26 protein-coding genes are annotated in these 23556 nt (G+C 40.9%); 11 read left to right on the forward strand and 15 right to left on the reverse strand.

All coding sequences use genetic code 11. From position 1 onward, the window contains the following. Position 1 precedes the first annotated feature (1 nt). Both AACQ83_RS01865 and AACQ83_RS01870 read right to left on the reverse strand, forming a co-directional pair. A complete protein-coding gene (locus tag AACQ83_RS01865; protein ID WP_112876024.1) occupies positions 2–199 on the reverse strand; it encodes a YnbE family lipoprotein in 198 nt (65 codons plus the stop codon). Then, the gene (locus AACQ83_RS01870) at positions 196–2823 is read right to left on the reverse strand and encodes a YdbH family protein (protein ID WP_192880960.1); all 2628 of its coding nucleotides are present in this window, start codon (positions 2821–2823) and stop codon (positions 196–198) included. The genes AACQ83_RS01865 and AACQ83_RS01870 overlap by 4 nt, the downstream gene beginning before the upstream one ends. A 365-nt stretch (positions 2824–3188) precedes the next feature. On the opposite strand from AACQ83_RS01870, the gene AACQ83_RS01875 reads away from it, so the two are divergent. The 3 genes from AACQ83_RS01875 to AACQ83_RS01885 all read left to right on the forward strand — a co-directional run bounded on the left by AACQ83_RS01875 (position 3189) and on the right by AACQ83_RS01885 (position 5572). Next, the gene (locus tag AACQ83_RS01875; protein ID WP_112876025.1) at positions 3189–4193 is read left to right on the forward strand and encodes a 2-hydroxyacid dehydrogenase; all 1005 of its coding nucleotides are present in this window, start codon (positions 3189–3191) and stop codon (positions 4191–4193) included. A gap of 21 nt (positions 4194–4214) precedes the next feature. Next, entirely contained in the window at positions 4215–4628 is a 414-nt protein-coding gene (gene hslJ, locus AACQ83_RS01880; RefSeq protein WP_112876026.1) for a heat shock protein HslJ, read from the forward strand. A 323-nt stretch (positions 4629–4951) separates the two neighbouring features. Further along, positions 4952–5572 carry a hypothetical protein gene (locus tag AACQ83_RS01885; protein WP_112876027.1) on the forward strand — a complete coding sequence of 207 codons (621 nt, stop codon included), beginning with the start codon at positions 4952–4954 and terminating at the stop codon, positions 5570–5572. A 69-nt stretch (positions 5573–5641) separates the two neighbouring features. Here the strand turns inward: AACQ83_RS01885 and AACQ83_RS01890 are convergent, their stop codons facing one another. The 4 genes from AACQ83_RS01890 to AACQ83_RS01905 all read right to left on the reverse strand — a co-directional run bounded on the left by AACQ83_RS01890 (position 5642) and on the right by AACQ83_RS01905 (position 8083). Then, a complete protein-coding gene (locus AACQ83_RS01890; RefSeq protein ID WP_112876028.1) occupies positions 5642–6283 on the reverse strand; it encodes a hypothetical protein in 642 nt (213 codons plus the stop codon). Between the two features lie 189 nt (positions 6284–6472). Then, positions 6473–6904 carry a YcgN family cysteine cluster protein gene (locus AACQ83_RS01895; RefSeq protein WP_112876029.1) on the reverse strand — a complete coding sequence of 144 codons (432 nt, stop codon included), beginning with the start codon at positions 6902–6904 and terminating at the stop codon, positions 6473–6475. A gap of 23 nt (positions 6905–6927) precedes the next feature. After that, positions 6928–7584: a fumarylacetoacetate hydrolase family protein gene (locus AACQ83_RS01900; RefSeq protein ID WP_112876030.1), complete on the reverse strand. Its 657-nt coding sequence runs from the start codon at positions 7582–7584 to the stop codon at positions 6928–6930. A 226-nt stretch (positions 7585–7810) separates the two neighbouring features. Further along, a complete protein-coding gene (locus AACQ83_RS01905; RefSeq protein WP_112876032.1) occupies positions 7811–8083 on the reverse strand; it encodes a YcgL domain-containing protein in 273 nt (90 codons plus the stop codon). Between the two features lie 144 nt (positions 8084–8227). On the opposite strand from AACQ83_RS01905, the gene minC reads away from it, so the two are divergent. Genes minC through minE form a run of 3 tightly spaced genes read left to right on the forward strand, consistent with a single transcriptional unit; the run spans position 8228 to position 10020 of the window. Continuing rightward, on the forward strand, positions 8228–8911 hold the full coding sequence (gene minC, locus AACQ83_RS01910; protein ID WP_112876033.1) for a septum site-determining protein MinC: 684 nt from the start codon (positions 8228–8230) through the stop codon (positions 8909–8911). Between the two features lie 23 nt (positions 8912–8934). Next, a complete protein-coding gene (minD, locus tag AACQ83_RS01915) occupies positions 8935–9747 on the forward strand; it encodes a septum site-determining protein MinD (protein ID WP_112876034.1) in 813 nt (270 codons plus the stop codon). A 3-nt stretch (positions 9748–9750) separates the two neighbouring features. Beyond that, positions 9751–10020, forward strand: coding sequence for a cell division topological specificity factor MinE (minE, locus tag AACQ83_RS01920; RefSeq protein ID WP_112876035.1), 270 nt, complete (start codon positions 9751–9753; stop codon positions 10018–10020). Between the two features lie 142 nt (positions 10021–10162). Here minE and rnd read toward each other — a convergent pair whose 3' ends face one another. Both rnd and fadD read right to left on the reverse strand, forming a co-directional pair. Further along, positions 10163–11290 carry a ribonuclease D gene (gene rnd, locus AACQ83_RS01925; RefSeq protein ID WP_112876036.1) on the reverse strand — a complete coding sequence of 376 codons (1128 nt, stop codon included), beginning with the start codon at positions 11288–11290 and terminating at the stop codon, positions 10163–10165. A 90-nt stretch (positions 11291–11380) separates the two neighbouring features. Next, the gene (gene fadD / locus AACQ83_RS01930) at positions 11381–13069 is read right to left on the reverse strand and encodes a long-chain-fatty-acid--CoA ligase FadD (protein ID WP_112876037.1); all 1689 of its coding nucleotides are present in this window, start codon (positions 13067–13069) and stop codon (positions 11381–11383) included. Positions 13070–13422: 353 nt separating this feature from the next. Between fadD and AACQ83_RS01935 the strand changes: the two genes are divergently transcribed. Next, entirely contained in the window at positions 13423–13956 is a 534-nt protein-coding gene (locus tag AACQ83_RS01935) for a GNAT family N-acetyltransferase (protein WP_112876038.1), read from the forward strand. A 97-nt stretch (positions 13957–14053) separates the two neighbouring features. On the opposite strand, the gene AACQ83_RS01940 is transcribed toward AACQ83_RS01935, so the two are convergent. The 4 genes from AACQ83_RS01940 to AACQ83_RS01955 all read right to left on the reverse strand — a co-directional run bounded on the left by AACQ83_RS01940 (position 14054) and on the right by AACQ83_RS01955 (position 17764). Then, a complete protein-coding gene (locus AACQ83_RS01940) occupies positions 14054–14635 on the reverse strand; it encodes a Slp family lipoprotein (RefSeq protein ID WP_112876039.1) in 582 nt (193 codons plus the stop codon). A gap of 95 nt (positions 14636–14730) precedes the next feature. Continuing rightward, the gene (gene tsaB, locus AACQ83_RS01945) at positions 14731–15426 is read right to left on the reverse strand and encodes a tRNA (adenosine(37)-N6)-threonylcarbamoyltransferase complex dimerization subunit type 1 TsaB (RefSeq protein ID WP_112876040.1); all 696 of its coding nucleotides are present in this window, start codon (positions 15424–15426) and stop codon (positions 14731–14733) included. A 99-nt stretch (positions 15427–15525) separates the two neighbouring features. Then, the gene (locus tag AACQ83_RS01950; protein WP_205068642.1) at positions 15526–15744 is read right to left on the reverse strand and encodes a hypothetical protein; all 219 of its coding nucleotides are present in this window, start codon (positions 15742–15744) and stop codon (positions 15526–15528) included. Positions 15745–15832: 88 nt separating this feature from the next. Then, entirely contained in the window at positions 15833–17764 is a 1932-nt protein-coding gene (locus tag AACQ83_RS01955; protein WP_112876041.1) for an ATP-dependent DNA helicase, read from the reverse strand. 99 nt (positions 17765–17863) lie between these two features. Between AACQ83_RS01955 and AACQ83_RS01960 the strand changes: the two genes are divergently transcribed. From AACQ83_RS01960 to AACQ83_RS01975, 4 genes are all read left to right on the forward strand, one after another. Next, entirely contained in the window at positions 17864–18208 is a 345-nt protein-coding gene (locus tag AACQ83_RS01960; RefSeq protein ID WP_112876042.1) for a RidA family protein, read from the forward strand. Between the two features lie 361 nt (positions 18209–18569). Continuing rightward, positions 18570–18902: a helix-turn-helix transcriptional regulator gene (locus tag AACQ83_RS01965; protein ID WP_112876043.1), complete on the forward strand. Its 333-nt coding sequence runs from the start codon at positions 18570–18572 to the stop codon at positions 18900–18902. A gap of 266 nt (positions 18903–19168) precedes the next feature. Beyond that, positions 19169–20125 (forward strand): type II toxin-antitoxin system HipA family toxin, encoded by a 957-nt coding sequence (locus AACQ83_RS01970; protein ID WP_240000674.1) that lies wholly within the window; start codon positions 19169–19171, stop codon positions 20123–20125. A 361-nt stretch (positions 20126–20486) separates the two neighbouring features. After that, entirely contained in the window at positions 20487–20723 is a 237-nt protein-coding gene (locus tag AACQ83_RS01975) for a hypothetical protein (RefSeq protein ID WP_112876045.1), read from the forward strand. Between the two features lie 80 nt (positions 20724–20803). Here the strand turns inward: AACQ83_RS01975 and mdtI are convergent, their stop codons facing one another. From mdtI to zwf, 3 genes are all read right to left on the reverse strand, one after another. Next, positions 20804–21136: a multidrug/spermidine efflux SMR transporter subunit MdtI gene (gene mdtI, locus AACQ83_RS01980; protein ID WP_049581746.1), complete on the reverse strand. Its 333-nt coding sequence runs from the start codon at positions 21134–21136 to the stop codon at positions 20804–20806. 1 nt (position 21137) lies between these two features. Continuing rightward, positions 21138–21554, reverse strand: a complete 417-nt coding sequence (mdtJ, locus tag AACQ83_RS01985) for a multidrug/spermidine efflux SMR transporter subunit MdtJ (protein ID WP_088373063.1) — start codon at positions 21552–21554, stop codon at positions 21138–21140. A gap of 498 nt (positions 21555–22052) precedes the next feature. Continuing rightward, a complete protein-coding gene (gene zwf, locus AACQ83_RS01990; RefSeq protein WP_112876046.1) occupies positions 22053–23528 on the reverse strand; it encodes a glucose-6-phosphate dehydrogenase in 1476 nt (491 codons plus the stop codon). Positions 23529–23556 lie beyond the last annotated feature (28 nt).

Here is a 23556-nt window from a genome sequence, read left to right on the forward strand (position 1 = left end):
CCTAGAATAAACCCGTGTTATTCTTAAGCATCTCTTCAACTTGCCTGTCTACTTTTATCTGAATTTCATGCTCAATTTTGACATTCATATTAATATTAATGGGCTTCTCCGGTGTTGCTACTTCAAGGCGTATACAACCTGACAGCATTAAAGACCCCATTGATAGTAAGAACAGCTTCATTCCAGTTTGTTTTGTCATTTATCACTCCCATTTAATACAGATATATTCTGCTGTAGCCAATCTTCAAGATTGTTGCCAAACCGTAAGCTACGCCATAAGTGAAAGATATTTTCTTCATGATGGTAATTCAGCTTGACTTGCCGTCTTTTATCCCTTAATGAATTAACACCTTGAATTTCAGCATTTAGTGTCAAAATCCCTAAATTATCAAGACTGACTTGCGCCCGTAAGCGACTGATTTCTAAATAGCGTAACCAATCCATAGCGGCACCGGCGGAAATATTATCTTTGTTAATGGAATCTATCGTGTCTTTATCCAGACGTAAGGTCATATGGTCGATATTGGTAATCTGACCTTGCTGAACTATCCAACGCTCATTATTAATAAACAACGGTAATTTTCCGCTGATTTTGCCAGACATCGCAAATTGTTTAACTTTCAACACGGTCAAAAAGCGACTTAGCTCCAATTTATCAAGCGTCAAAATGGCAGGATGCTGCTGAGGAAACCTTAATCTATCTAGGTTAATATGCCCATCCAACATACCTACATTCACATTAGTCAGTTCCAGCGGTTTTTGTTCCGATGGCGGATAAAATCCCTGCAAATCCGCCGTTAAGTTACGCATTTCAAACAGGTTATTTATTGTTTTCACTCGTAACTGAACCGGCGATTTAATACCAAATTGCCAGATACTATCTCTCAGTCGCCACGGTAAGATAAAATCAAGTCCACTGATTCCACCATCTTTAAGCCACATGCTGCCATTTTTTACCGCCCAGTGACCACCCGCAACAAAACCTTGCCCTTGTGTGGCAGAAAAAGCAGCCTGTGCATAAAGCTCACCTGCACGCAAGTTTATCCCTAAATCTTTAGGTATCAACGGCTGAAATGCGAGTAAGGATTGAATAGGCCAACGCGCTTCACCACGCAATCTGACGCCATCCCAACGACTGTAAAAAGGGATAGGACCAATATTTCTTGATGAAAGATCACCATTAACAATAAAGTTGTTCGGGCTTTCCCCTATCAATTTTGCTGTCAGTTCAGTGGGAGGCAAAAAGCCACCAGACCGAAACGATATTTTCTTCGTTGCCAGTCGTAACTCACCATTAAAGGCGAGAGATTTCTCTGAACGTTGCCATTCCAATGACTTTGTTAATTGTAAACGCGGCGTATCTACCCGGATCATGCCGTGTTTAATAACATTAAAGCCGGTAGTCATTTCGTTGACGCTGATCAATGTGTCACGCCAGCATCCTTTTCCGGCAATATCCCATTTAGCCTGTAGCGGCGGCAAATAACCATTCCCCCAATAGTTCCAACGCCAATAGCCTTTATCCGGCATAAAATCCTCAGCATGACCATCAAGATGCAAACGGAATTTTCCCCAGTCACGATGTTGTGCGTTAACAATTGCCTGTAACCGGCCAGTAAAACCTTCACGTGTCAGATAAGCTCCCGCTAACGGTGACCGGGCATCTTTAACAATAAACTCATCAGACAAACGCCCCCAAGCCCGAAACAACGAACCTGACTGGAAAGTCATTTTCAGATTAACCAACGGACCATTAATTATCGCAGGCAATGACATAGCCATAATCATATCCTGCACATTAATCTGACCTGTTAATTGAAAAGGAAGTTGCGTATTTAATGAGTTTATCCGGCCCGGTTTTATCGTTAATACAATATTCGCTTTACCACGTTCACCCTGAGTGACCAAATTTATACGGCCACTAATTAGCAGGTTATCCAACCCTTGTTGCCAATGAGCAATCTTAATATTCACGCCACCCGCAAGAGGTTGCCCCGCCCCAGTCCACCGCCATTTACCATCAGTAATATCAAGCTGTTCTTGGTTAAACTGCCAAGGTAATTCAGCCAAAGATAGTGTCGCCCCCTCTTCTCTGATAATAAGCTTGCCGGATTTCCCTCGCCAACCTAACTTGATATTTAGCGGGTGCGCATATTGCCTGGCAATAATTTTACCTTTTACTTCACCATGAGGAGGTAGTTTGTCCACATTAAGAGGTAAAGTCATTTCACCATTAAGGCTGATTTCCTGTTCTGGTAATTTAATTGCCAGTTGGTCAATAACTAGCGATTCCTTACCATAAATATGCGCTGACAATTTAACCTTCTTCCCCTGATAACTTAGTTTTTGCCCCTGAGAAGAGGAATTGAATTTTAGTCTTCCAGCAAAATCTTGCCAGGGATGAAAAGAAAGATTTTCCACGGACAAACTTCCTTGTGGAATATGAGCTAAAATATCAGCAACAGACAATGGAGCAAGACCTTGTGTAGATTCAGGTAACTGATTTAGGCAATTGATATCCCCACTAATATCTGCGGCATTTAATTGCCAATGATAACTGTTATCTATCTCTGAATATGGGTAACTAACAGATAATCGCGATACACGAATAAGCCTGCAATCCTTCACCTGCAATGAAATATCAGCCAGTTGCAAAACTCCATTTTTCCATTCTGGTTGTTTCAATGAAACCGTCATACCTGGAGGTAACCAATGACCGGTAACCTTAGGTAACCAATGAGGAATCGAAAACCATCCCGCCGCCATCAGTAATACCAACAGAATAGGTATGGTAATGAATATTTTTAACCCTTTGGTTATCAAATCCTTGCCTCTCCTTATTAAGCCTTAGATCGGTTACTTCTATACCCGTTATCTTTCAAGTTGCCTCTTTGTTGGCTGCGCTCGCTCACCCCGGTCACATAGTTACCTATGCTCCCGGGGATTCTCTCCCTTGCCGTCGCGATCCATCTTGAAATCCATAGGGTATATTGTTATTCCATAATTTAGCAGACACACCTTAAACTAAGACATTGATTATTAAGAAAATTATGTTGAACATATAGGGGAACAACAAGCAATACACTTATAGAGTTAATTAATTTATTGTTTATTTAACCCTTTACGTCAGCAATAATTTAAGCCCAAAACAATTTATTAGCTACTTAAATTATAGCGGAGATAATTCCATGAAATTAGTCGTTTACAGTACCAAACAGTATGACCATAAACATCTGGAGCAGGTCAATAAAAAGCTCGGATTTGGTTATGATTTCGAGTTTTTCGATTTCCCTCTTAGTTCAAAAACTGCCAAAAATGCTATTGGTGCAGATGCTGTTTGTATTTTCGTCAACGATAATGCTGACCGTAAAGTGCTCGAAGAATTGGCTGAAATGGATATAAAAATCCTCGCATTACGTTGCGCAGGTTTTAATAATGTCGATCTAGATGCAGCTGAAGAATTGGGTATTCAGGTTGTACGGGTTCCAGCCTATTCCCCTGAAGCTGTTGCTGAACATACCGTCGGATTAATGTTGTGCTTAAACCGCCGTATCCACCGAGCTTACCAACGTACCCGTGACGCCAATTTCTCTCTTGAAGGCTTAATTGGCTTCAATATGCACAGCCGCACAGCAGGAATTATCGGAACCGGCAAGATTGGTATTGCAACTCTACGTATTCTTAACGGGTTTGGTATGCGTTTGCTAGCTCATGATCCCTACCCCAATCAAGCTGTTTTGAATCTCGGTGCTCAATATGTCGATCTGGATACACTGTATGCTCAATCCGACGTCATATCTCTTCATTGCCCGTTAACACCAGAAAACCATCATCTGCTGAATGAAGTTGCTTTCAGCAAAATGAAAAACGGCGTAATGATCATCAATACCAGCCGAGGGGCTCTAATTGATTCCATCGCAGCCATTGGCGCATTAAAACAACAAAAAATTGGCGCTCTGGGTATGGACGTTTACGAGAATGAACGCGATCTCTTCTTTGAAGATAAATCTAATGACGTAATTCAGGATGATATTTTTCGTCGCTTGTCTTCATGTCATAACGTGCTGTTTACCGGTCATCAGGCATTTCTGACAGAAGAAGCCTTAACCAGTATCAGTGAAACTACGCTGAGAAATATCCAGCAATTAATCAACGGGAAAAATTGCCCAAATATTGTTAGTAAGTACCCTTAAAATAATATATAGGAGATAAACATGAAAAAAATACTACCTTTGGCAACAGCAACTTTATTGTTAGCCACATTCCAAGCGTCTGCGGTAGAAAACGTGTCAGTTGATGATTTACAACGTCACAAATTTGTTCTGGTGAGCGTTAATGGCGAAGGCGTGAAAAATCAAGATGGTCGCGTACCAACCATTCAATTCGGGGAAAAAATGCACGTTTCTGGTTCCATGTGTAATCTCTTTATGGGTCAAGGTAAACTGAAAAATGGTGTACTGACCGTTAAAAACCTGGCCAGCACTCAGATGCTTTGCTCTGATGAAAAATTGAATAGATGGGATTACCTAATTGGTCAAGTGTTAGAAGATGGCGTTAAAGTGAAGTTGAAAGATCAAAAATTGACACTATCTCACCCCGACAATACATTGGTTTATAAAGTTCAGTAATCAAAAAAATCATTTATAAAGTTAGCATTAAACATTTAGCAGAGTGAAATTTCTTGAATGGACTCAAGATTAAACTCTGTTTATCCAAATGTTTTATGTTTTAGGTGCCGGAAATTATTCTCCGGCACTTCCAGATATAATACCTAAGCAATAAATTTACCGCCGACATTAAACTTTTAAACATTATAGGAGAACCAAAATAGACATAAATAAATATAGATAACATCACTTATTTTTAACTTATTCCCTCCAACTTAAATAAAGAGTTTTACACTTTTTACATTTAATAGATAGTTTACTAACTAAATAAAAGGAAATAATTTATGTCCAATATTGTACTGACTGATATTCAATTTATCGACCTCATGAACGAAATGCGCCAACACGCAAAACGGATGTTAAATGATTCTAAAATTGAACCATTTATGCCATCGACACCTGAACTCCAAGCATATGCAAATACGCTTGGGGAACAATATGAAAGTATAGATATTACCGAAAATAAGGAAATAGATGGTATTATTAATGAATTGAAAGATTCTGTGAAATCTGGTGCTAATTCAACAACAAACGTTTCTAAGGCAAGTGTAACTGATAGCACACAGAAATATCAGAAAGCGATTACCGCTGATCCAGACAACGCAGACCAAGACTGGATCGATAACATGAACAAATCTCGTCAAAGAACCAAAGATGAGAACAACAGACAAATTGATACAAGTTACGATAAAGCCATTCAATTCGGGTTACAATTTCCTAACTCTAGAGCAGCAATACAAAGTTTTATGGAAAAAACTAATGCATTCTTCTCCAGTTTATTTGGCAGACTTTCAAATTTTATACTTGATGCAGCCAGGCAACTCTCTGAATGGATAAGCAGAGCGTGGGAATCAATTAAATCGTTCTATGATAAAATTAATGTTTGGATTTCCGGTGCTTTGTAATTAATTGATAATGGTTCGAGTTAGTTCGAACCATTATATTCACCTCAGATATAACCTGGAAAAAATTAATTACTTATTAGGCAGTTTGATCCTGGAAATAATTGCCAGTCTATCCATATAATATTCCACATTACCCCACAACCAACACTGCTCTTTACTAACATCATCTTCAGCTAAAATATTTCTTAATTCACAAGTCATAACGTCATAGCCGTAAACATGAAGCCCAAACTGTAACGCCTCATACATTCTGGCTTGCCAAAAAGAGGTGCCTTCTATTATTTGACTCATATTTGAAGCAACAACATCATAGGTTTTAATCAGATAGTGGAAAAAGATTTTAGCGGCCAAATCACTTAATGCCGCTTTATGTTGTGGCTTCCTCGTTCGCCACACAAGTATCTGCGAAGCGAGGCGACAGTTAAGCACCAAGTCACTTAATATAATAACTTTGTTGTAATAAACTACTTCTTTTGTTTCGTCACTAAGTAGCGCTAATTCAAAATAGGGCTCATCTATATCATCCAAATCTAGCCTGTTATCAACCCTGATCAACCGGTAACCAGGTGGAAAAATGAGTTCATCCACATCATGCACAATATTAGTACCAGAGGAATCAAGAGCATCATACAGAACACGATTGAACTCTAACTCACTCAATTGGATGAAATCATTGGTAATCTTTTCTATGTTTCCCACATGTATTGGCATACTTTATGCCTCCTATAATAGACCACAGGTTCAATTACCTAATGGTAATAGTATAGATGCAATTATATACAATCAACCTTTAGTTCATTTTTGGTGGATATATCCACTGGTTAACTTAGCTCTAGAGCAAGCTCCCAACTTGGGAAACACAGAAAATAACTTATTAAATTACAGTTAGTTAAATCATTATCAAGGTTTATTAATAATATGGTCTTCCCATTCCACAACATCAATTTCCCGTACAGCGATATGCCTAACAGAAATTCTTTCGCTATGCATTGCTGATTTCGAACCTTTAATCAGAGGATGCCACGGTAATAATGGCTTCCCTTCTTCAAGCAAACGATATGCACAAGTTATTGGTAACCATGCAAAAGTCGGCAAATTATGACGGGTTAATTTGATACAATCCGGTTCATATCTGAAACGATCTTCGTAATTTTTGCATTGGCACGTTTTTATATTGAGTTGATTGCAAGCAACATTAGTAAAATAAATTTCATCGGTATCATCATCCATCAATTTATGTAAGCAACACTGCCCACAACCATCACATAATGACTCCCATTCTTCATCCGTCATCTGATCTAAGGTTTTTACCTGCCAGAAAGGCTGAGACATAACTCTACTATTCCTTATATTATTCAAATCACCCTGGTAGTGAGTGAATTATCATTCAGAGTAACCTTTAACACATCACCGGGTTTCAGTGCTCCAACACCTTCCGGTGTACCAGTGAGAATGACATCTCCCGGCCGCAAAGTGAAAAAGTGCGACATATGGCTGATCAGGGGAACAATGGGTGTCAACATATCGTTACTATTACCGTTCTGCCGTAGCTCATTATTGACTGTCAGTGAAAACTGGACATTCCGCAGATCACCAAAATGACTTATTCGAATAAACCCAGATATCGGGCAAGAGCCATCGAACGCCTTACTTTTTTCCCACGGTTGACCCGCTTTCTTGAATTTAGATTGCAAATCACGCAAGGTGAGATCCAATGCAACAGCAAAACCCGCGATAGCGGCGCCAACTCGCTCTTCATTTGCTTGTTTCAACGGCGTACCAATCAGTACAGCCAGTTCAACTTCATGATGAACAACACCAAAATCCTTTGGAATTGCAATTGGCTGATGTATATCACACAGTGCAGTTTCCGGCTTAATAAAAATGACTGGCTCTTCCGCTGGCTGAGACCCCATCTCTTTAATATGTTTAGCGTAATTACTACCAACGCAAACCACTTTATTGACAGGAAGATCCAGTAATGCCCCCAGCCAGTCTCTGTGTTGATACATATTCGTTTCTCACTCTGGTTTATTAGGCAACATACCCATAATTATAGCACTTATTGCCCATCTTATCGGCCACCACGCCAAAACTGATCGCAAAATAAGGAAACCTTTCCTTTGAGAGGCAAACCAGATTGTTTCCCTTATAAAAGCACAACTCATTGTGAATATTGTGGTGGTTAATAAAACCGCGCCGACGGTTAATTTTGCTCATCAAGCCCCTGGATTCTTCTTATTTTTCCATCTGGTTCAGATGTGCATTCATTAAGTTTTCAACCGGAGGGGGGATTTGTAGGTAAAAACCCTGTTCAATTAACGATATTTTTACCTTTTCGATATCAGCACCAGCCAAGTTTTTTCTGTCTACCAGAGAGATCGTCATTGTATATTGGGGCTGTCCAAAACTTTTCAGTAACTCTTCGGGAACGCGAGAGAAATTATCTCTTTTTTCAACATAAAGATATGTTTGCTCCCTTTTCGGACTTCTGTAGATCGCACAAATCATTATAATAAACTCTTTTAAATTCAGGTCACAACTTGCTTGAATAATTCAGTAATTATAACATGTTTATTGTATTTCTAAATATCGTATCCCAGAGGGTATTCTGGGGGGATCTCAAATTTGCTGAATCTGAGTCAGGCAGGATAGATGTCACAGTCGCCAATTGAGCTAAAAGGCAGTAATTTTACGCTTTCGGTTGTTCATTTACACAATGACCAACCAGAAATCATTCTACAGGCCCTACAGGAAAAAGTGGAACAAGCACCGGATTTCCTGAAAAATGCGCCTGTTGTCATTAATATCTCCGCTCTGCCGGCAAGCGCTGATCTGAAAGCACTGCATTACGCTATTGATTCAGCAGGATTCCGTATTGTCGGAATAAGTGGTTGTCGTGATGAGCAACAACGCAGGGCGGTAATAAAAGCATCCTTACCACTACTAAGTGAAGGAAAAAAACAAAAAACCTCGGCAAAGGAAGATAAACCGGCCGAACCCGCAATTAAAAAAACCCGTGTAATTAATTTACCTGTTCGCTCAGGTCAAAGGATTTATGCCCAAGGCAGTGATCTTATTGTTACCAGTAATGTAAGCGCCGGTGCCGAATTGATTGCAGACGGCAATATTCACATCTACGGTATGATGCGTGGTCGAGCATTAGCCGGTGCATCCGGTGATCAGGAGTGCCTGGTTTTTTGCACCCATTTAAATGCTGAACTTGTCTCTATCGCAGGGCAATATTGGCTCGGCGATAAAATCCCAACTGAATTAGCAGGAAAAGCCGCAAAACTTAGCCTGGTAAATAATGAATTAACTATTGAACCTTTAATCTAGCCCTTTTAATAAGGAATCACTTCATGGCACGCATTATTGTTGTTACATCAGGTAAAGGTGGCGTTGGCAAAACCACTTCAAGCGCGGCCATTGCTACCGGCCTTGCTCAAAGAGGTAAAAAGACCGTCGTTATCGATTTTGACATCGGCCTGCGTAACCTCGATCTGATTATGGGATGTGAACGCCGCGTAGTTTATGACTTCGTGAACGTTATCCAAGGAGACGTCTCGCTTAATCAGGCATTAATTAAAGATAAACGTACCGAGAATCTTTATATCCTACCAGCATCGCAAACCCGCGATAAAGACGCTCTCACTACTGAAGGCGTTGAGCAAGTTTTAGTTGATCTGGATAAACAAGGTTTCGAGTTTATTATCTGCGACTCCCCAGCAGGGATTGAAAGTGGCGCGTTGATAGCACTCTATTTTGCTGACGAAGCCATTATCACAACAAATCCTGAGGTCTCTTCCGTACGTGATTCAGACCGTATTCTGGGTATCCTGGCCTCAAAATCTCGACGAGCTGAACGGGGTGAAGATCCCATTAAAGAACATCTGCTATTAACCCGCTATAACCCAGGCCGTGTAAGTCGTGGTGATATGCTAAGTATGGAAGACGTTCTGGAAATTTTATGCATTCCTTTAATCGGTGTTATTCCGGAAGATCAATCTGTACTGCGTTCATCTAACCAAGGGGAACCGGTCATTCTGGATACAGAATCTGATGCAGGAAAAGCGTATACAGATACTGTTGAACGTTTATTAGGGGAAGAACGTCCTTTCCGCTTCATTGAAGAAGAGAAAAAAGGCTTCTTAAAACGCCTGTTTGGGGGATAAAACATGGCCTTGCTAGATTTCTTTCTGTCGAGAAAAAAAACGACAGCAAATATCGCTAAAGAGCGGCTGCAAATCATCGTGGCAGAGCGTCGCCGCGGTGATTCTGAACCTGCTTATCTGCCTGATATGAAACGGGATATCTTGGCAGTAATCTGTAAGTATATACAGGTCGATCCAGATATGCTCTCTGTACAATTTGAGCAGAAAGGTGATGATATTTCCGTCCTAGAGCTGAATATAACATTACCTGAGGTAGAAGAACCTCAAAAATAACGCGGGTAAACAGTGCTGTTTTATCACTACCGCCATCAAAGTAACCACAAACGAATTATGTGGCAATCTGAGATGGGGAACCCCTAACCGGGAACCCCTTCTCATGCTTTAGACTGGCGTCAGGCTAAGGCTCTGATATGGGTTAATCAGGATAGTTCGCCAGAATCTCTGAGACTGGCTCAGCCAGCAACTCTCCCCGCCACCCACTAAGCAGTTCAGGTTTGCCATTTAATTGTTTCAATTTCCAGTGAACACTGAGTAATTGATTAATCTGACGACGAGATGCCAATAATTCAGAATTAAATCTATGCTGCTCACTTACCTGATGGATCAGCGCTTTAATATCCTTAAATGCTTTACGATAACCAGGTTGATCAATCAGGTTCGTCATTGGCGGCGGGCATTCACTTTCTGGAATATTTCCACTTTCAGCAACCATTGCCAATAGGCGACGACCATGACAACGAATCTCCTGCCCACTTAGCCCTAACGCATCCAACTCTGCCAAAGAAGTTGGCATATAACGCGCTACCTGCCATAGGTTTTCTTCACGAATGACGAAGTTCACGGCTAAATCGCGTTCTCTGGCCTGACTCAAACGCCATGCGGCCAGTTTTTTCAAACACGCAAGCTGTTGGGGACGTAATTGACAGATATTACCTATCTGTTTATAAGCACATTCCGGCGCCAAGATCTCTTTACGGCGTCGACAGATAAGTTGACACTCACCCGTCGCAGCCTCCATATATCCAGCCTGCTCTGTTGCAGTCATTAGGATATCCGCTAAAGGCAACAGATAATAAACATCTGCTGCTGCATATTCGCACTGTTTTTCACTTAACGGACGGGCAAGCCAATCAGTGCGGGATTCGCTTTTATCCAGCTCGACATGGATATATTCAGCCACCAGCGCGGCAAAGCCACATGAAAGCGGGTGCCCAATAAAAGCCGCCAAGACCTGAGTATCAATCATCGGTTCCGGCAAGCATTGAAAAGCATTCAGAAAAACTTCCAAATCTTCACTGCCAGCATGTAACAGCTTCAATATTTGAGGATGAGTAATTAACTCACGGAAAGGTTGCCAGTTGGTGATATTAAGTGGATCAATCAGAGAAAGTTGTTCGCCATCATACAGTTGTATCAAACCTAATTGTGGGTAATACGTCCGTGTGCGTACAAATTCAGTATCCAATGCTACTTTTGAGTATTTTTTTGCCCCTTCGCAAACTTGTTGCAACTGAGCATCTGTGGTGATCAACTGATAATTCAAAACATAGTTCTCTTAGCCATTCATGGAATAAGCACGACAACGCCGGCTAATACCGGCGTTGTCGTGCTTATCAATATTATGAAGAGGATCTCAGGCTATAGCTACATTCCTGACCTTTTCCTCTTCATCACGCAGTTCCCTACGAAGAATCTTACCTACATTAGACTTAGGTAATTCATCCCGGAACTCAATGATCTTTGGTACTTTATACCCTGTTAGATAACGACGACAATGGGTTTTAAGTTCATCCTCGGTCAAACTAGGATCTATCCGAACCACAAATACTTTGACAGTTTCACCGGAACTTTCGCTTGATACCCCTATTGCTGCTGACTCTAGCACTTTAGGGTGAGCTGATACAACATCTTCAACTTCATTAGGATACACATTGAAACCAGAAACCAAAATCATATCTTTTTTACGATCTACGATACGAATGAAACCTTGTTCATTAACATTCGCAATATCACCCGTTGCTACCCAACCATCTTTCAACACTTCTTCTGTTGCATCAGGACGATTCCAATAACCAACCATCACCTGTGGGCCACGTATCCACAATTCTCCCTGCTGGCCCATCTCTACCTCATTACCATCATCACCCATAAGTTTGATTTCCGTTGAAGAGACCGGGAAACCAATACTGCCAGTGTAATGTTTCGAATTATAAGGATTACAGGAAACCAAAGGTGAACATTCTGTTAGACCATAACCTTCAAGCAGGTTGGTGCCTGTCACTTTTGCCCATTTCTCAGCAACCGCTTTCTGTACCGGCATACCACCACCAACAACCAGACGCAGCGTAGAAAAATCAAGCTTCTTAAATTCTTCATTATTCAACCAGGCGTTAAACAATGTATTTACCCCGGTGACAGAAGTGAACGGATAACGACCTAATTCTTTAGCTGTACCCGTAATATCACGCGGGTTAGTGATCAGAAGATTGCACCCACCCAAGTAAATAAGTAACAAGCAATTTACCATTAACGCAAATATGTGATAGAGAGGCAACGCCGTAACAATCAGCTCTTGGCCTACACGTAATAATGGAGAATAAACCGCTTTTGCCTGTTCAAGATTTGCCAAAATATTACGGTGAGTCAGCATAGCCCCCTTAGCTACGCCAGTGGTGCCACCAGTATATTGCAGAAAAGCCAAATCATTACCGTTAATTTCTGGTTTTACATATTGCATGCGATAACCTTTCTGTATCGCACAACGAAATGAAATGGCATCAGGCAGATTATACTTCGGTACCAGCCGTTTAATATATTTCACCGCAAAATCAACCAACGTACCTTTAGGACGAGATAGTTGGTCCCCCATACGCGTCAAAATAACATGCTTAACTTTAGTATTAAAAACGATCTTTTCCAATGTATGGGCAAAATTGGAGACGATCACAATAGCGGAAGTGCCGCTGTCATTAAGCTGATGTTCAAGCTCACGTGGCGTATACAGCGGGTTTACATTTACGACAATCATACCTGCACGTAGAACACCAAACAGTGCAACGGGATATTGCAGCAGGTTTGGCATCATCAGCGCAACGCGATCTCCTTTACTTAATCCCAAGCCATTTTGCAAATATGCTGCAAATGCCCGACTACGCTCTTCCAACTTACGAAAGGTCATAATCTCACCCATATTGATAAATGCAGGTTGATCCGCATAGTGCGCTACGGCATTTTCAAACATTTCAACCAATGATGCATAACGATCCGGGTCAATTTCCGCAGGAACATCCGCCGGATAATGTTTTAGCCAGACTTTCTCCAAGGTAGTACTCCTGAAATTTTAATTGCTATGTTATCACTCGCCTAATAAATAACGCACGCTTTGATTTAACAAATTATTAACTCAGCGTACCAGTTTAAAAAAGAAACATTGTTCAGGTTGAGATACACATCACTAATTTCACGTTAATCCTGATACATAAAAACAAAGAGAATTGTGTTGTCTGTAAATTATTTTTATTTATCAGTATATTATTGCCACAATTAATATTTAACTTTGTAGCTATTGACTATACATTGACCTACTTATTTTTTGCTTAAGATAGCATTTTTGAAATAGCATTTATTGCTTTCGTCTATTCCAATGCATTATTAAAAAACCAATGGTAATAAAAAATGATTATAAATAACATTACGGTCAGAAGGGCAACCTATAAAGATAGTGCTACTATCAGCGACATAGAGCGCCAAGCTGCGTCCCTTTTTCCAGAAGAACTCTTACCAAAAGTACTCGGCGATCAAACCCTACCCGCGTATGAAATTGAATCAAGTATTCAGGAACAACGGCTTTGGGTCGCTGAAAGTGATCAAAAACTGGTTGGATTTGCGCTAATCCGCCGTTTAAATCAATTGATGCTGCTAGCTGAGATTGATGTGTTACCGAAATATCATGACCAAGGTATTGCCAGTACCCTGCTTAGCTTAATCATTGAGCAATTAGAACAAAACAAAGAAACCGCACTTTACCTCACAACTTTTCGTGATTTTCTACCAAGCCGCAAATTATATGACAAATTTGGTTTTGTCATACTGCATTCGAATGATATTCCTAATGAACTACAGAAAATTCTAGTAGAAGAGATGACTGCGGGTTTGGGTGCAAGAATTGCGATGAAATTAACGATCAATCCAAAGATAGATAGGAAATAACAGATAAATTACCGCCACATATTATTGCGGCGGCTCAAACTGGAAAGAAAGTTACAATGTCACAAAGTGTATATCAACAATCCCGATTAAAATAACTCTATCTGGTCAAAATAGTCTCAACAAGTGTGGAGTCGGGGTAATACCAATTCCATCCCCAACCTGAATAATATGGATAGCCATAATAATTCCAAGGCCCCGGGCCATAAGGCATCAATACTCGCTGAACAACTTTCCAGCGTTGATAACCCATCGCATTAATCACAACATAAGCATAATCCGCACAACCAATTTTTCCCTTTTTCAATCCCACTATCGGACCTACGACAGTGACGTAATTTCCTTTAAAATCGTCAGGATCAAGGAAATCATTAACATAAACATAGATACGGCCAAGGGAAGGCTCATCTAATTCTGGACTGGCATCCGATGCTAATGGCAATGACGATATTTCCAGACGAGTACGGTGATTTTCATTTACTACACCAAGTACCTTGCCGCCGAATCGCCCTTCCTGCCCGATAAACAGCTCAGGCGTACTCTTAACAGAAAGCAGATCTTGAACAGGCGTTGGTGACGTTCCTTTTATTGAATCAGGAACGGTGATACAGCCTGTAAGCATTACAGCACCTAATAAGATTAGCGCGTTAATACTCGTCCGGTAGTTTATTACTCTTAACATAACCACCTTCTCCTGAAAATTGTCCCAATCATGATGTTTAAAATAACTCTGTCTATTTGATACTTTCTTTTACTACAAGTTTCATCAATAGATACTTAACGGCCCGGTAATTTTTTCCAAGTAACTTCATTACGCAAGTATACCGGTTCAGCATGTTCTACGGCCGTCACTTCACCGTTTTGCCACATTTGTATCGCCAGAAGTAACATATCTTCAGCATGAGGTAATGTGATACTACTATCAGTTAACGTTAAATGACTTGCCATCAACTGAGGATAAGCCTGCCAGCCAGTACCAGCAACCACCCAATCGCCACTTAATGAAGCCATGAATGCCTGTACCTGTTCCGGTTTCAACACTGCTTCTGTTTCACTTCCTTGCCATTCACCTTGCTGATTACGGATATATTGCCCCCAATAAACTTCTCCCATCCGGGCATCAATGGCGGTTAATACCTGAGTTGCACCTAGCAGACGAAAAACACCTTGAGCCATTGCATTGAGCGTTGACACACCAATCACCGGCAGTTCAGCCCCCAAAGCCAAGCCCTGAGCAATACCAACACCAATACGCACACCAGTAAAACTCCCCGGCCCACGGCCAAAAGCTAGAGCATCAAGCTGCTGTAAACTAATCCCCGCTTCTGCCAGAACAGATTGAACCATAGGTAAAATACGTTGCGTGTGTTCACGTGGAGAGATTTCAAACTGCGCCAAAACGGCACCATCATTCCAAAGAGCAACAGAACAAGCTTCCGTTGCAGTATCAATAGCCAGAATTCGTACAGGCATGCCTTAAGCACCTCGGCAAGAAATATAATCCAAAATAAGGTGCTATTTTATCATAGCCTAGTCGATTTTACTCAGTTGGCAACCATACTCCATCACTTCCTAGCGTGATCTACTGTTACAAATATCGCGGGCAAAAACAGGCTGTGACAAATGCTCACGAAGAGAATGTATTTCCTCTGGAGATAATGATTCTATGGGAGTCAAACAAGCAGCATCAAACTCACGCATAGTTTGCTTACTGACATCCTCTATTTCGCTTAGTGCCTCCATCGTTTCGTGAATTGCAGCAAACGCATCACTACGATACTTTTTAACCATATTTAATCCCCCCGAAAAATGATCTTTTTCAATTAGCCTGGCTAATTGTTCATCCGATAACCCTAGAACGAGACCATATTTTCTACACTTAACCTTTTTTACCAGAAATGTTAGGAGATTGCCGAGCTTGAAGGAAAGCGACTGCTTTCTTTAAATCTCGGGTCCGTGGTGAAGGTGGCAAACTATTCAAAAACACTTCACCATATGGACGCATCACTAAACGATTATCACAAATGACAACGACGCCATAATCATCAATATCACGAATAAGCCGCCCGACACCTTGTTTCAGACTAATCACCGCATCCGGCAACTGAACTTCATTAAATGCATCACCACCTCTAAGTTGGCAATCTTCAATACGGGCTTTTAGCAGTGGATCATCCGGTGCCGTAAAGGGCAATTTATCGATAATGACACAGGAAAGCACCTCACCGCGCACATCAACACCTTCCCAAAAACTGCTGGTTGCCACCAATAAAGCGTTGCCGGCGGCAATAAATTGCGAAAGTAGCTGGCCTTTGCTGGTTTCACCTTGAACCAAAACCGGCAATGTCATGTTGGCACGGAACGATTCAGCCAGACTGCGCATCATCTGGTGTGAAGTACATAAAAAGAAACATCGACCTTTATTGGCTTCAATGAGTGGTTTGAGCATCTCTGCCAACCATTTTGCACTACCAAGCTGATTTGGTGATGGTAGATGACGGGGAACACAAAGTAGCGTCTGGCTTTGATAATCAAATGGACTTGGCAGTAATAACGTTTTCGCCTCTTTTAAACCTAGTCGTTCAGTGAAATGGGAAAGTTGCTCGTTAACAGAGAGTGTCGCTGAGGTGAACACCCAACAACCGGATTGCTCATTAATTATCTCATTAAATTTATCGGCAACAGACAGCGGTGTAAGTGCTAAAAGAAAATGACGACCATAACTTTCAAACCAATAGCTATAACCGGGGATAGTCACCTCTTTCAAGCGTTTAAGACGATTACGATAAATTGTTGCCCTTTCAAATGCCGCATCCAACATGACTGAACGCCCTAAAGATAATTTTATCACGTCATAACAAAGCTCAAGCGCATCATCAAGCAATACTAATGCTCGCTGGACTTGCGGATTTTGCAATAACTCCCGCAAATTACCCCGATAACCATTCTCTCCCAACGCTAGCCGGAAATCTTGTGTACTCTGACTTAGACGATCTGCGCTCTTTTGTAACTGAACTTGATCTCGGACTTCCGTGCGATACGCCATAGTGATGTCTCTTGAGAGATCCATCAGTTGGCGGCTACTTAATTGCTGACCAAAATATTGACTAGCGATATCAGGGACTTGATGTGCCTCATCAAATATCTTGACTTCTGCTTGCGGGATCAACTCACCAAATCCCGTTTCTTTCACCACCATATCCGCCATAAACAGATGATGGTTAACAACGATAACATCTGCCTCCATTGCCCGACGGCGGGCTTTGAGTACAAAGCATTCCTGATAACGTGGGCAATCACTGCCAAGGCAGTTATCGTTCGTACTGGTGACCAACGGCCAAACCTGGCTATCTTCCGCCACTTGGTGACAAGTACTGATATCACCCTCTTCAGTTTGTGACGACCAGCCTCTTAGCCGAACAATATCTGACAGAATTTCTGCTTCCAATTGCCCGCCCCCAAAAGAGTGCTGCTCCAACCGTTCCAAGCACAGATAATTCGCACGACCTTTCAACAACGCCAATTTACCGGTGAAATTAATTGCTTCAGCAACTGTCGGTAAATCACGATTATAGAGCTGATCCTGTAATGCTTTAGAACCTGTGGAAATGATAACTTTCTGCCCAGAACGCAACGCGGGTGCTAAATAGGCAAATGTCTTACCTGTTCCCGTGCCTGCTTCTACGACCAATCGTTGATGGTTTTTAATCGCACACTCAATAGCCACTGCCATTTCTCTTTGAGCATCACGGGGTTTAAAACCTGTTATTGCTTTAGCAAGGGCACCATTTTTCGCAAAATCGTCTGACACAAACCGTCTCTTTCAATAGAATGGATGGAGATTATGCCAATAGTATGTTCTGATCACCACCCAAAATCAGGCAGATAATCATTCACAGGAAGAGTATCCATGACAATTGAACGTATTGATCCACAGGATCGCTGGTCTGAAGCGGTAGTTTACAATAAAACTATTTACTACACCGCCGTACCAGAAAATCTGGATGGTGATATTACTGAGCAAACAGCGAATACGTTGGCCGCTATTGATATCATGTTACAGCGTCTCGGTTCTAATAAAAGCAAAATTATCGACGCCACTATTTTTCTGGCGGATGGAAAAGAGTTTGCTGGCATGAATGCCGCCTGGGATGCATGGGTTGTTGCAGGAAGCGCACCTGTACGCTGCACAGTTGAAGCTAAACTAATGAATCCCAAATACAAAGTCGAGATAAAAGTTATCGCAGGTATTTAATATTAATTTGGGGATATTCTCTATCGCCTGCATTTATATTTTAATTATATGGAGGTTATTAAGAATATCCCAATAGGTGTTATTAATGTAAATAAGATATAATTTTATCCGTTAATTTAGTTGCAATAACATTTTAAAATAAAATATTAATCGATATTTTCATGAACTACATTATCCATTGTTCCAAGTGGAATATTATAAACCCAACATTTCTAACCTTCCTCCTATGCCTTGAACTATAAGATGACCATTATAATGGTCATCTAATGTTGACATTCTTATTTTGACAAACCATGATAATGACTATTATAGTGGTCATTAAGACCATCAATGACCATTATAATGGTCATAAGGAGGGAGTATGTTAAAACATAGAGCCTATTCAAAATTCTCTAAAGAAGCAGTCATGTTACTCGGAGAACAAATCAAGTTAGGTAGAAAACGGCGCCATTGGTCAGAAAAGAATTTGGCAGAACGTGCTGGTATATCCAGAACCACACTGCAAAAAATTGAAAGCGGAGATATGGGTTGCTCTATAGGATTAGCATTTGAGCTAGCTAACCTTGTAGGTATCAACTTGTTTGATAGTGATAAGCTTCCTATCTCAGCACGTATAGAACAAACGAGAGATAAGCTAGTTTTGTTACCACAACGTATTCAGGAAGAAGAGAGAGAAATGTACGATGATTTCTAACAACAAAGAAGCTTATGTCTGGATATGGTTACCAGAACAAACTAAGCCAGTGATCTAACAATACCTGGCTGTATCCGCGACGCTTCTCCTGATGCGTGGGGTCGCAGAGTTATAATCAACAAAAAATTAGGACTAAAAGGAGCGGATACAGAAACTACTATACCCGTCATCTTTCAAGTTGCCTCTTTGTTGGCTGCACTCACTCACCCCGGTCACATAGTTACCTATGCTCCCGGGGATTCGCTCCCTTGCCGTCGCGATGCATCTTGAAATCCATAGGGTATATATTAAATGAAATAACTTACCTTCTTGAATCAGGATCTGACCGCATAGGTGCTTTAGATTTTCAACTATCTCCATCCAAATATACTCCACGATCTATAAAAAATGTCAGTTTAGAAGAATTAGTTCAATCCGCAGAACGAGTTGAAAATGGTCTATTATTAACGCCAGAATTAGACCAAGCACTTTTTCACGGTAGTTCAATCGGCGGGGCACGGCCTAAAGCACTAATTGAGGATAAAGGAAGAAAATATGTCGCTAAATTTTCTTCAAGTAGTGATCTTTACAGTGTAGTTAAAGCAGAGTTTATTGCCATGAAACTTGCTAAGCAAGTTGGTATTGATGTTGCACCAGTAAAATTAACAACATCCTCAAATAAAAATGTACTATTAATTGAAAGATTTGATCGAGAACATACCCAAAATGGTTGGTTACGGAAATCAATGGTCTCTGCTCTAACCCTATTTAATTTGGATGATATGATGGCTAGATATGCTAGTTATGAAAAATTTGCCGAGATTATACGATATCGTTTCACTAATCCTCAAAAAACATTAGAAGAATTATTTTCACGGTTAGTTTTTAATATATTGTGTGGTAACACAGATGATCACGCTCGAAATCATGCTGCATTTTGGGATGGAAAAAATTTAAGTTTAACCCCTGCTTATGATATATGTCCTCAAGGTAGATCGGGTAATGAAGCATCTCAAGCAATGCTAATAGTCGGAAATAAAAATCTAAGTCAATTACAAATTTGTTTGGAAACTGCGCATAACTTTAATATTTCAGAGAAAAAAGCAAAAGAAATCTTTAATAAACAAATATCAATAATCCAAGATAATTGGAACAGTATCTGTGAAGAAGCTGAATTAAGTGAAATAGATAAAAAGTTGCTCTGGCATAGACAATTTTTAAATCCATTTTCTATAGCTTTTTGAGAATTTTAGGAGCCTGTATATAAACTTATTATAAATCAATCTTACAGGCTAAAACACCTACTTTAGTAATGACCCATTTTAGGAATAATTTTAAATTAGACTATTTTTAATTCGTAGATAAAACTTCGATGATTAAGTGTAATAAAATAGTTTCCAATATTGCTTATCACAAATCGCGTTAATTTCATCTGACAGAGTTAACTCACCAAATGGATTTTCGACTATTTACCTTTTCAATGTTGAATTATACTTATACGTCGTCCATACTTTCTAATAAGCACATCAGTGTCTGGCCACTGTTTAGTGAATATAAACATGGCCTAATCTTCAATAACTTTTATCACTTGGTATGGAGCATGCTATGGATGTTTGTTCAGGTTGTCATGATTCCCTTCATGATTCCGTTGTTGCGGAAGTAGAAGGCAAGATCTATAAAAGTTGCCCATGTTGTTCCGCCTCAATGGGTCAACACGTTTTTTATCGCTATGAAGACTTCGGTATGAGGGATATGGGTGATGGCCGCTATATTGTTCATTCTTGGTGTCCTGGTTGTCGTTTGAAAGATGGTAATAAACCAGACATATGTTTTACCTGCTAGAAAGTCGTTTTACTCATATCTGCTGGTGACTATGCAAAATAGTTGCATGCCAGCAGATAATGATTGGATTACGCTACGGCTTAAGCCATCTTGATTATCACCATGCCCAACAGCAACAAGGCAATTCCACCCCAACCTTTACAATTCAAACGCTGATTAAACATAATCCAACCAGCAGCAACCGTCGCGATAATACCGAAAGCGCCCCATAAGGCATAAGCAACAGAAAGCTCAATTCCCTTCACTGCCTGAGCAAGCGCACTGAACGCCCCAAGGACGGTAATAAGCGAGAGAATACCCATCCAAGGACGTCTAAAACCATTAGAAAGTTTCAGTAAAATATTCGCTAAAATATCCAAAGCGACAGCAAGGAATAAGAACGCCGCATGCCACCATTCAAATTGTTGCAACATGTTATGCCTCCTTTATTTTACTGTTTTTGGTTGTTGCGACACTGACAGCCTTATTTGCCATCTGTTTTACTACCTCTGCCGATTTTTTCACTGCCGCTTTTCTAGTGCCGGATTTAATCAACATAATTCCTGTTATCAGCAGAGCCAAACCACCTACTTTCATCAATGACAGTGATTCATCAAACCACATGACACTAAAAACAGTAATAAATAGAATGCCAACCCCTTCCCACAACGCATACGCAACGCCCAGTGCAACTTTTTTCACCGCCATTGCCAGCAAAATATAGGATGCGGCGATCATAATGTACATAACAGCCATGCCAACTACACCACCAGAAACGCTGGCATGTTTCATTGATAAGGTACCGATAACTTCGGTAACAATTGCCATTGCAAGGAATAACCAATAAATCATTTTCTTTCTCCTGACTACGCAAATACGCACATCAAGACGCAAGCTAATAAATGATCTAACCCACCTATGCATAAGATGAGAAATAATAACCTGACGTTTTGACGAAACAGAAATACCGGTTGAAAACCGGTCAACAGGAGTCAGACGCTATAATGAACTGCACCAGTAATGCTCACTGGATAAAATGGCAGAAAGGAAAAGCATGTGAGTGGAACTTTGAAACTTGACGCTTTTGGCGCTGTTCATGATATCTCATTCTTTCATCGCACCGATATTCTGCACGATATACTAAGAATCCTCATAAATAATGTTAATATTCCTATTACTTCTACCATACGAAATAATAGAAAGCAACCTCTCAATTTTACTTATTTTTTTATCTGATAAACAGAGTTGAATCAAAAAACAACATTGATATCAACACAAGCAGATACCTTGTTGATAATAACCCAAGCCGCTTACAACGCGGCTTGAGCTTCAACGGATAAGGTTTGCCAATTACTCAAACTCATTCCACGAACGACCATCGCGAGTGATCATAGCAACAGAAGCAACCGGCCCCCACGTCCCCGCCTGATAAGGCTTAGGCGCATCATTATCCGCCGCCCATGCATTCATAATAGAATCAACCCATTTCCAAGCTTCTTCCACCTCATCACGACGAACGAATAGCGCCTGAATACCCCGCATAGCTTCCAGCAACAATCTCTCATAAGCATCTGCCAATGGAATATGGTTAAACGTTTCAGAGAAACTGAGATCCAACTTAGTCGTTTGCAAACGATGCTTGTGTTCCAGCCCCGGGGCTTTGTTCAGCACTTCAATATCAATACCTTCATCCGGTTGCAGACGAATCGTCAGCTTGTTTTGTGGCAGTTGTTGATAAGATTCAGAGAACAAATTCAGCGCCGGCTTTTTGAAATAAACTACCACCTCGGAACATTTCGTTGGCAGACGTTTACCCGTTCTCAGATAGAAAGGAACCCCGGCCCAACGCCAGTCGTCAATATCGACGCGGATAGAGACAAAAGTTTCCGTCCGGCTGGACTGGTTCGCCCCCTCTTCTTCCAGATACCCCGGTACCTTATGCCCCTGAACAAAACCAGCGGTGTATTGACCACGCACTGTTTTCTCCCGCACATTCGTGTGATCAATACGGCGCAGAGAACGCAATACTTTTACTTTTTCATCTCGGATACGGTCTGTTGTCAGATCTGCCGGAGGAGACATCGCAATCATGGTCAATATTTGCAACAAGTGATTCTGAATCATATCGCGCATTTGCCCAGCTTGGTCAAAATAACCCCAACGGCCTTCAATACCGACTTCTTCAGCTACCGTAATTTGCACATGATCAATTGTCCGGTGATCCCAATTATTCACAAACAGAGAATTGGCAAACCGTAGCGCTAATAGATTCAATACAGTTTCTTTACCCAGATAATGATCGATACGATAAACCTGACGCTCATTGAAATATTTTGCCACTTCATCATTAATAGCTTTAGATGATTCAAGATCGGTGCCTAAAGGTTTTTCCATCACAACCCGGTTTGGCTCTTTATTTAACCCGGCAAGGCCCAACCCATGACAAACCGAACCAAAAGTGCTCGGTGGCATTGCAAAATAATGGATTGCAGGCTGGTGTTCCTGATTAAGAATTGCCTTCAGTTTAGCAAAGTCTTCCTTTTGATTAACATCCAGATTGCAGAACGCCAAACGTTCACTCAATGTCTTCCATAACTCTGGATCTAATTTTTCCGGCAAGAACGTATTTAAAGCTTCTTCAACAACCTTGGTATACGCCTTTTTATCCCAATCAGCCCGGCCAACACCGATAATCCGGGTTTCTGGGTGGATATAACCCGCTTTCTCAAGCTGATAAAGGGAAGGCAATAATTTCCGGCGTGCCAAATCCCCTTTAGCGCCAAAAATGACTAAATCACAAGCCTGAGCTGTAGAAGTAACCGCCATATGTCTCTCCTCGTTGCGGGATATTGTA

The organism is Photorhabdus sp. S10-54 (assembly GCF_963878145.1).
GTDB lineage: Bacteria > Pseudomonadota > Gammaproteobacteria > Enterobacterales > Enterobacteriaceae > Photorhabdus > Photorhabdus kayaii.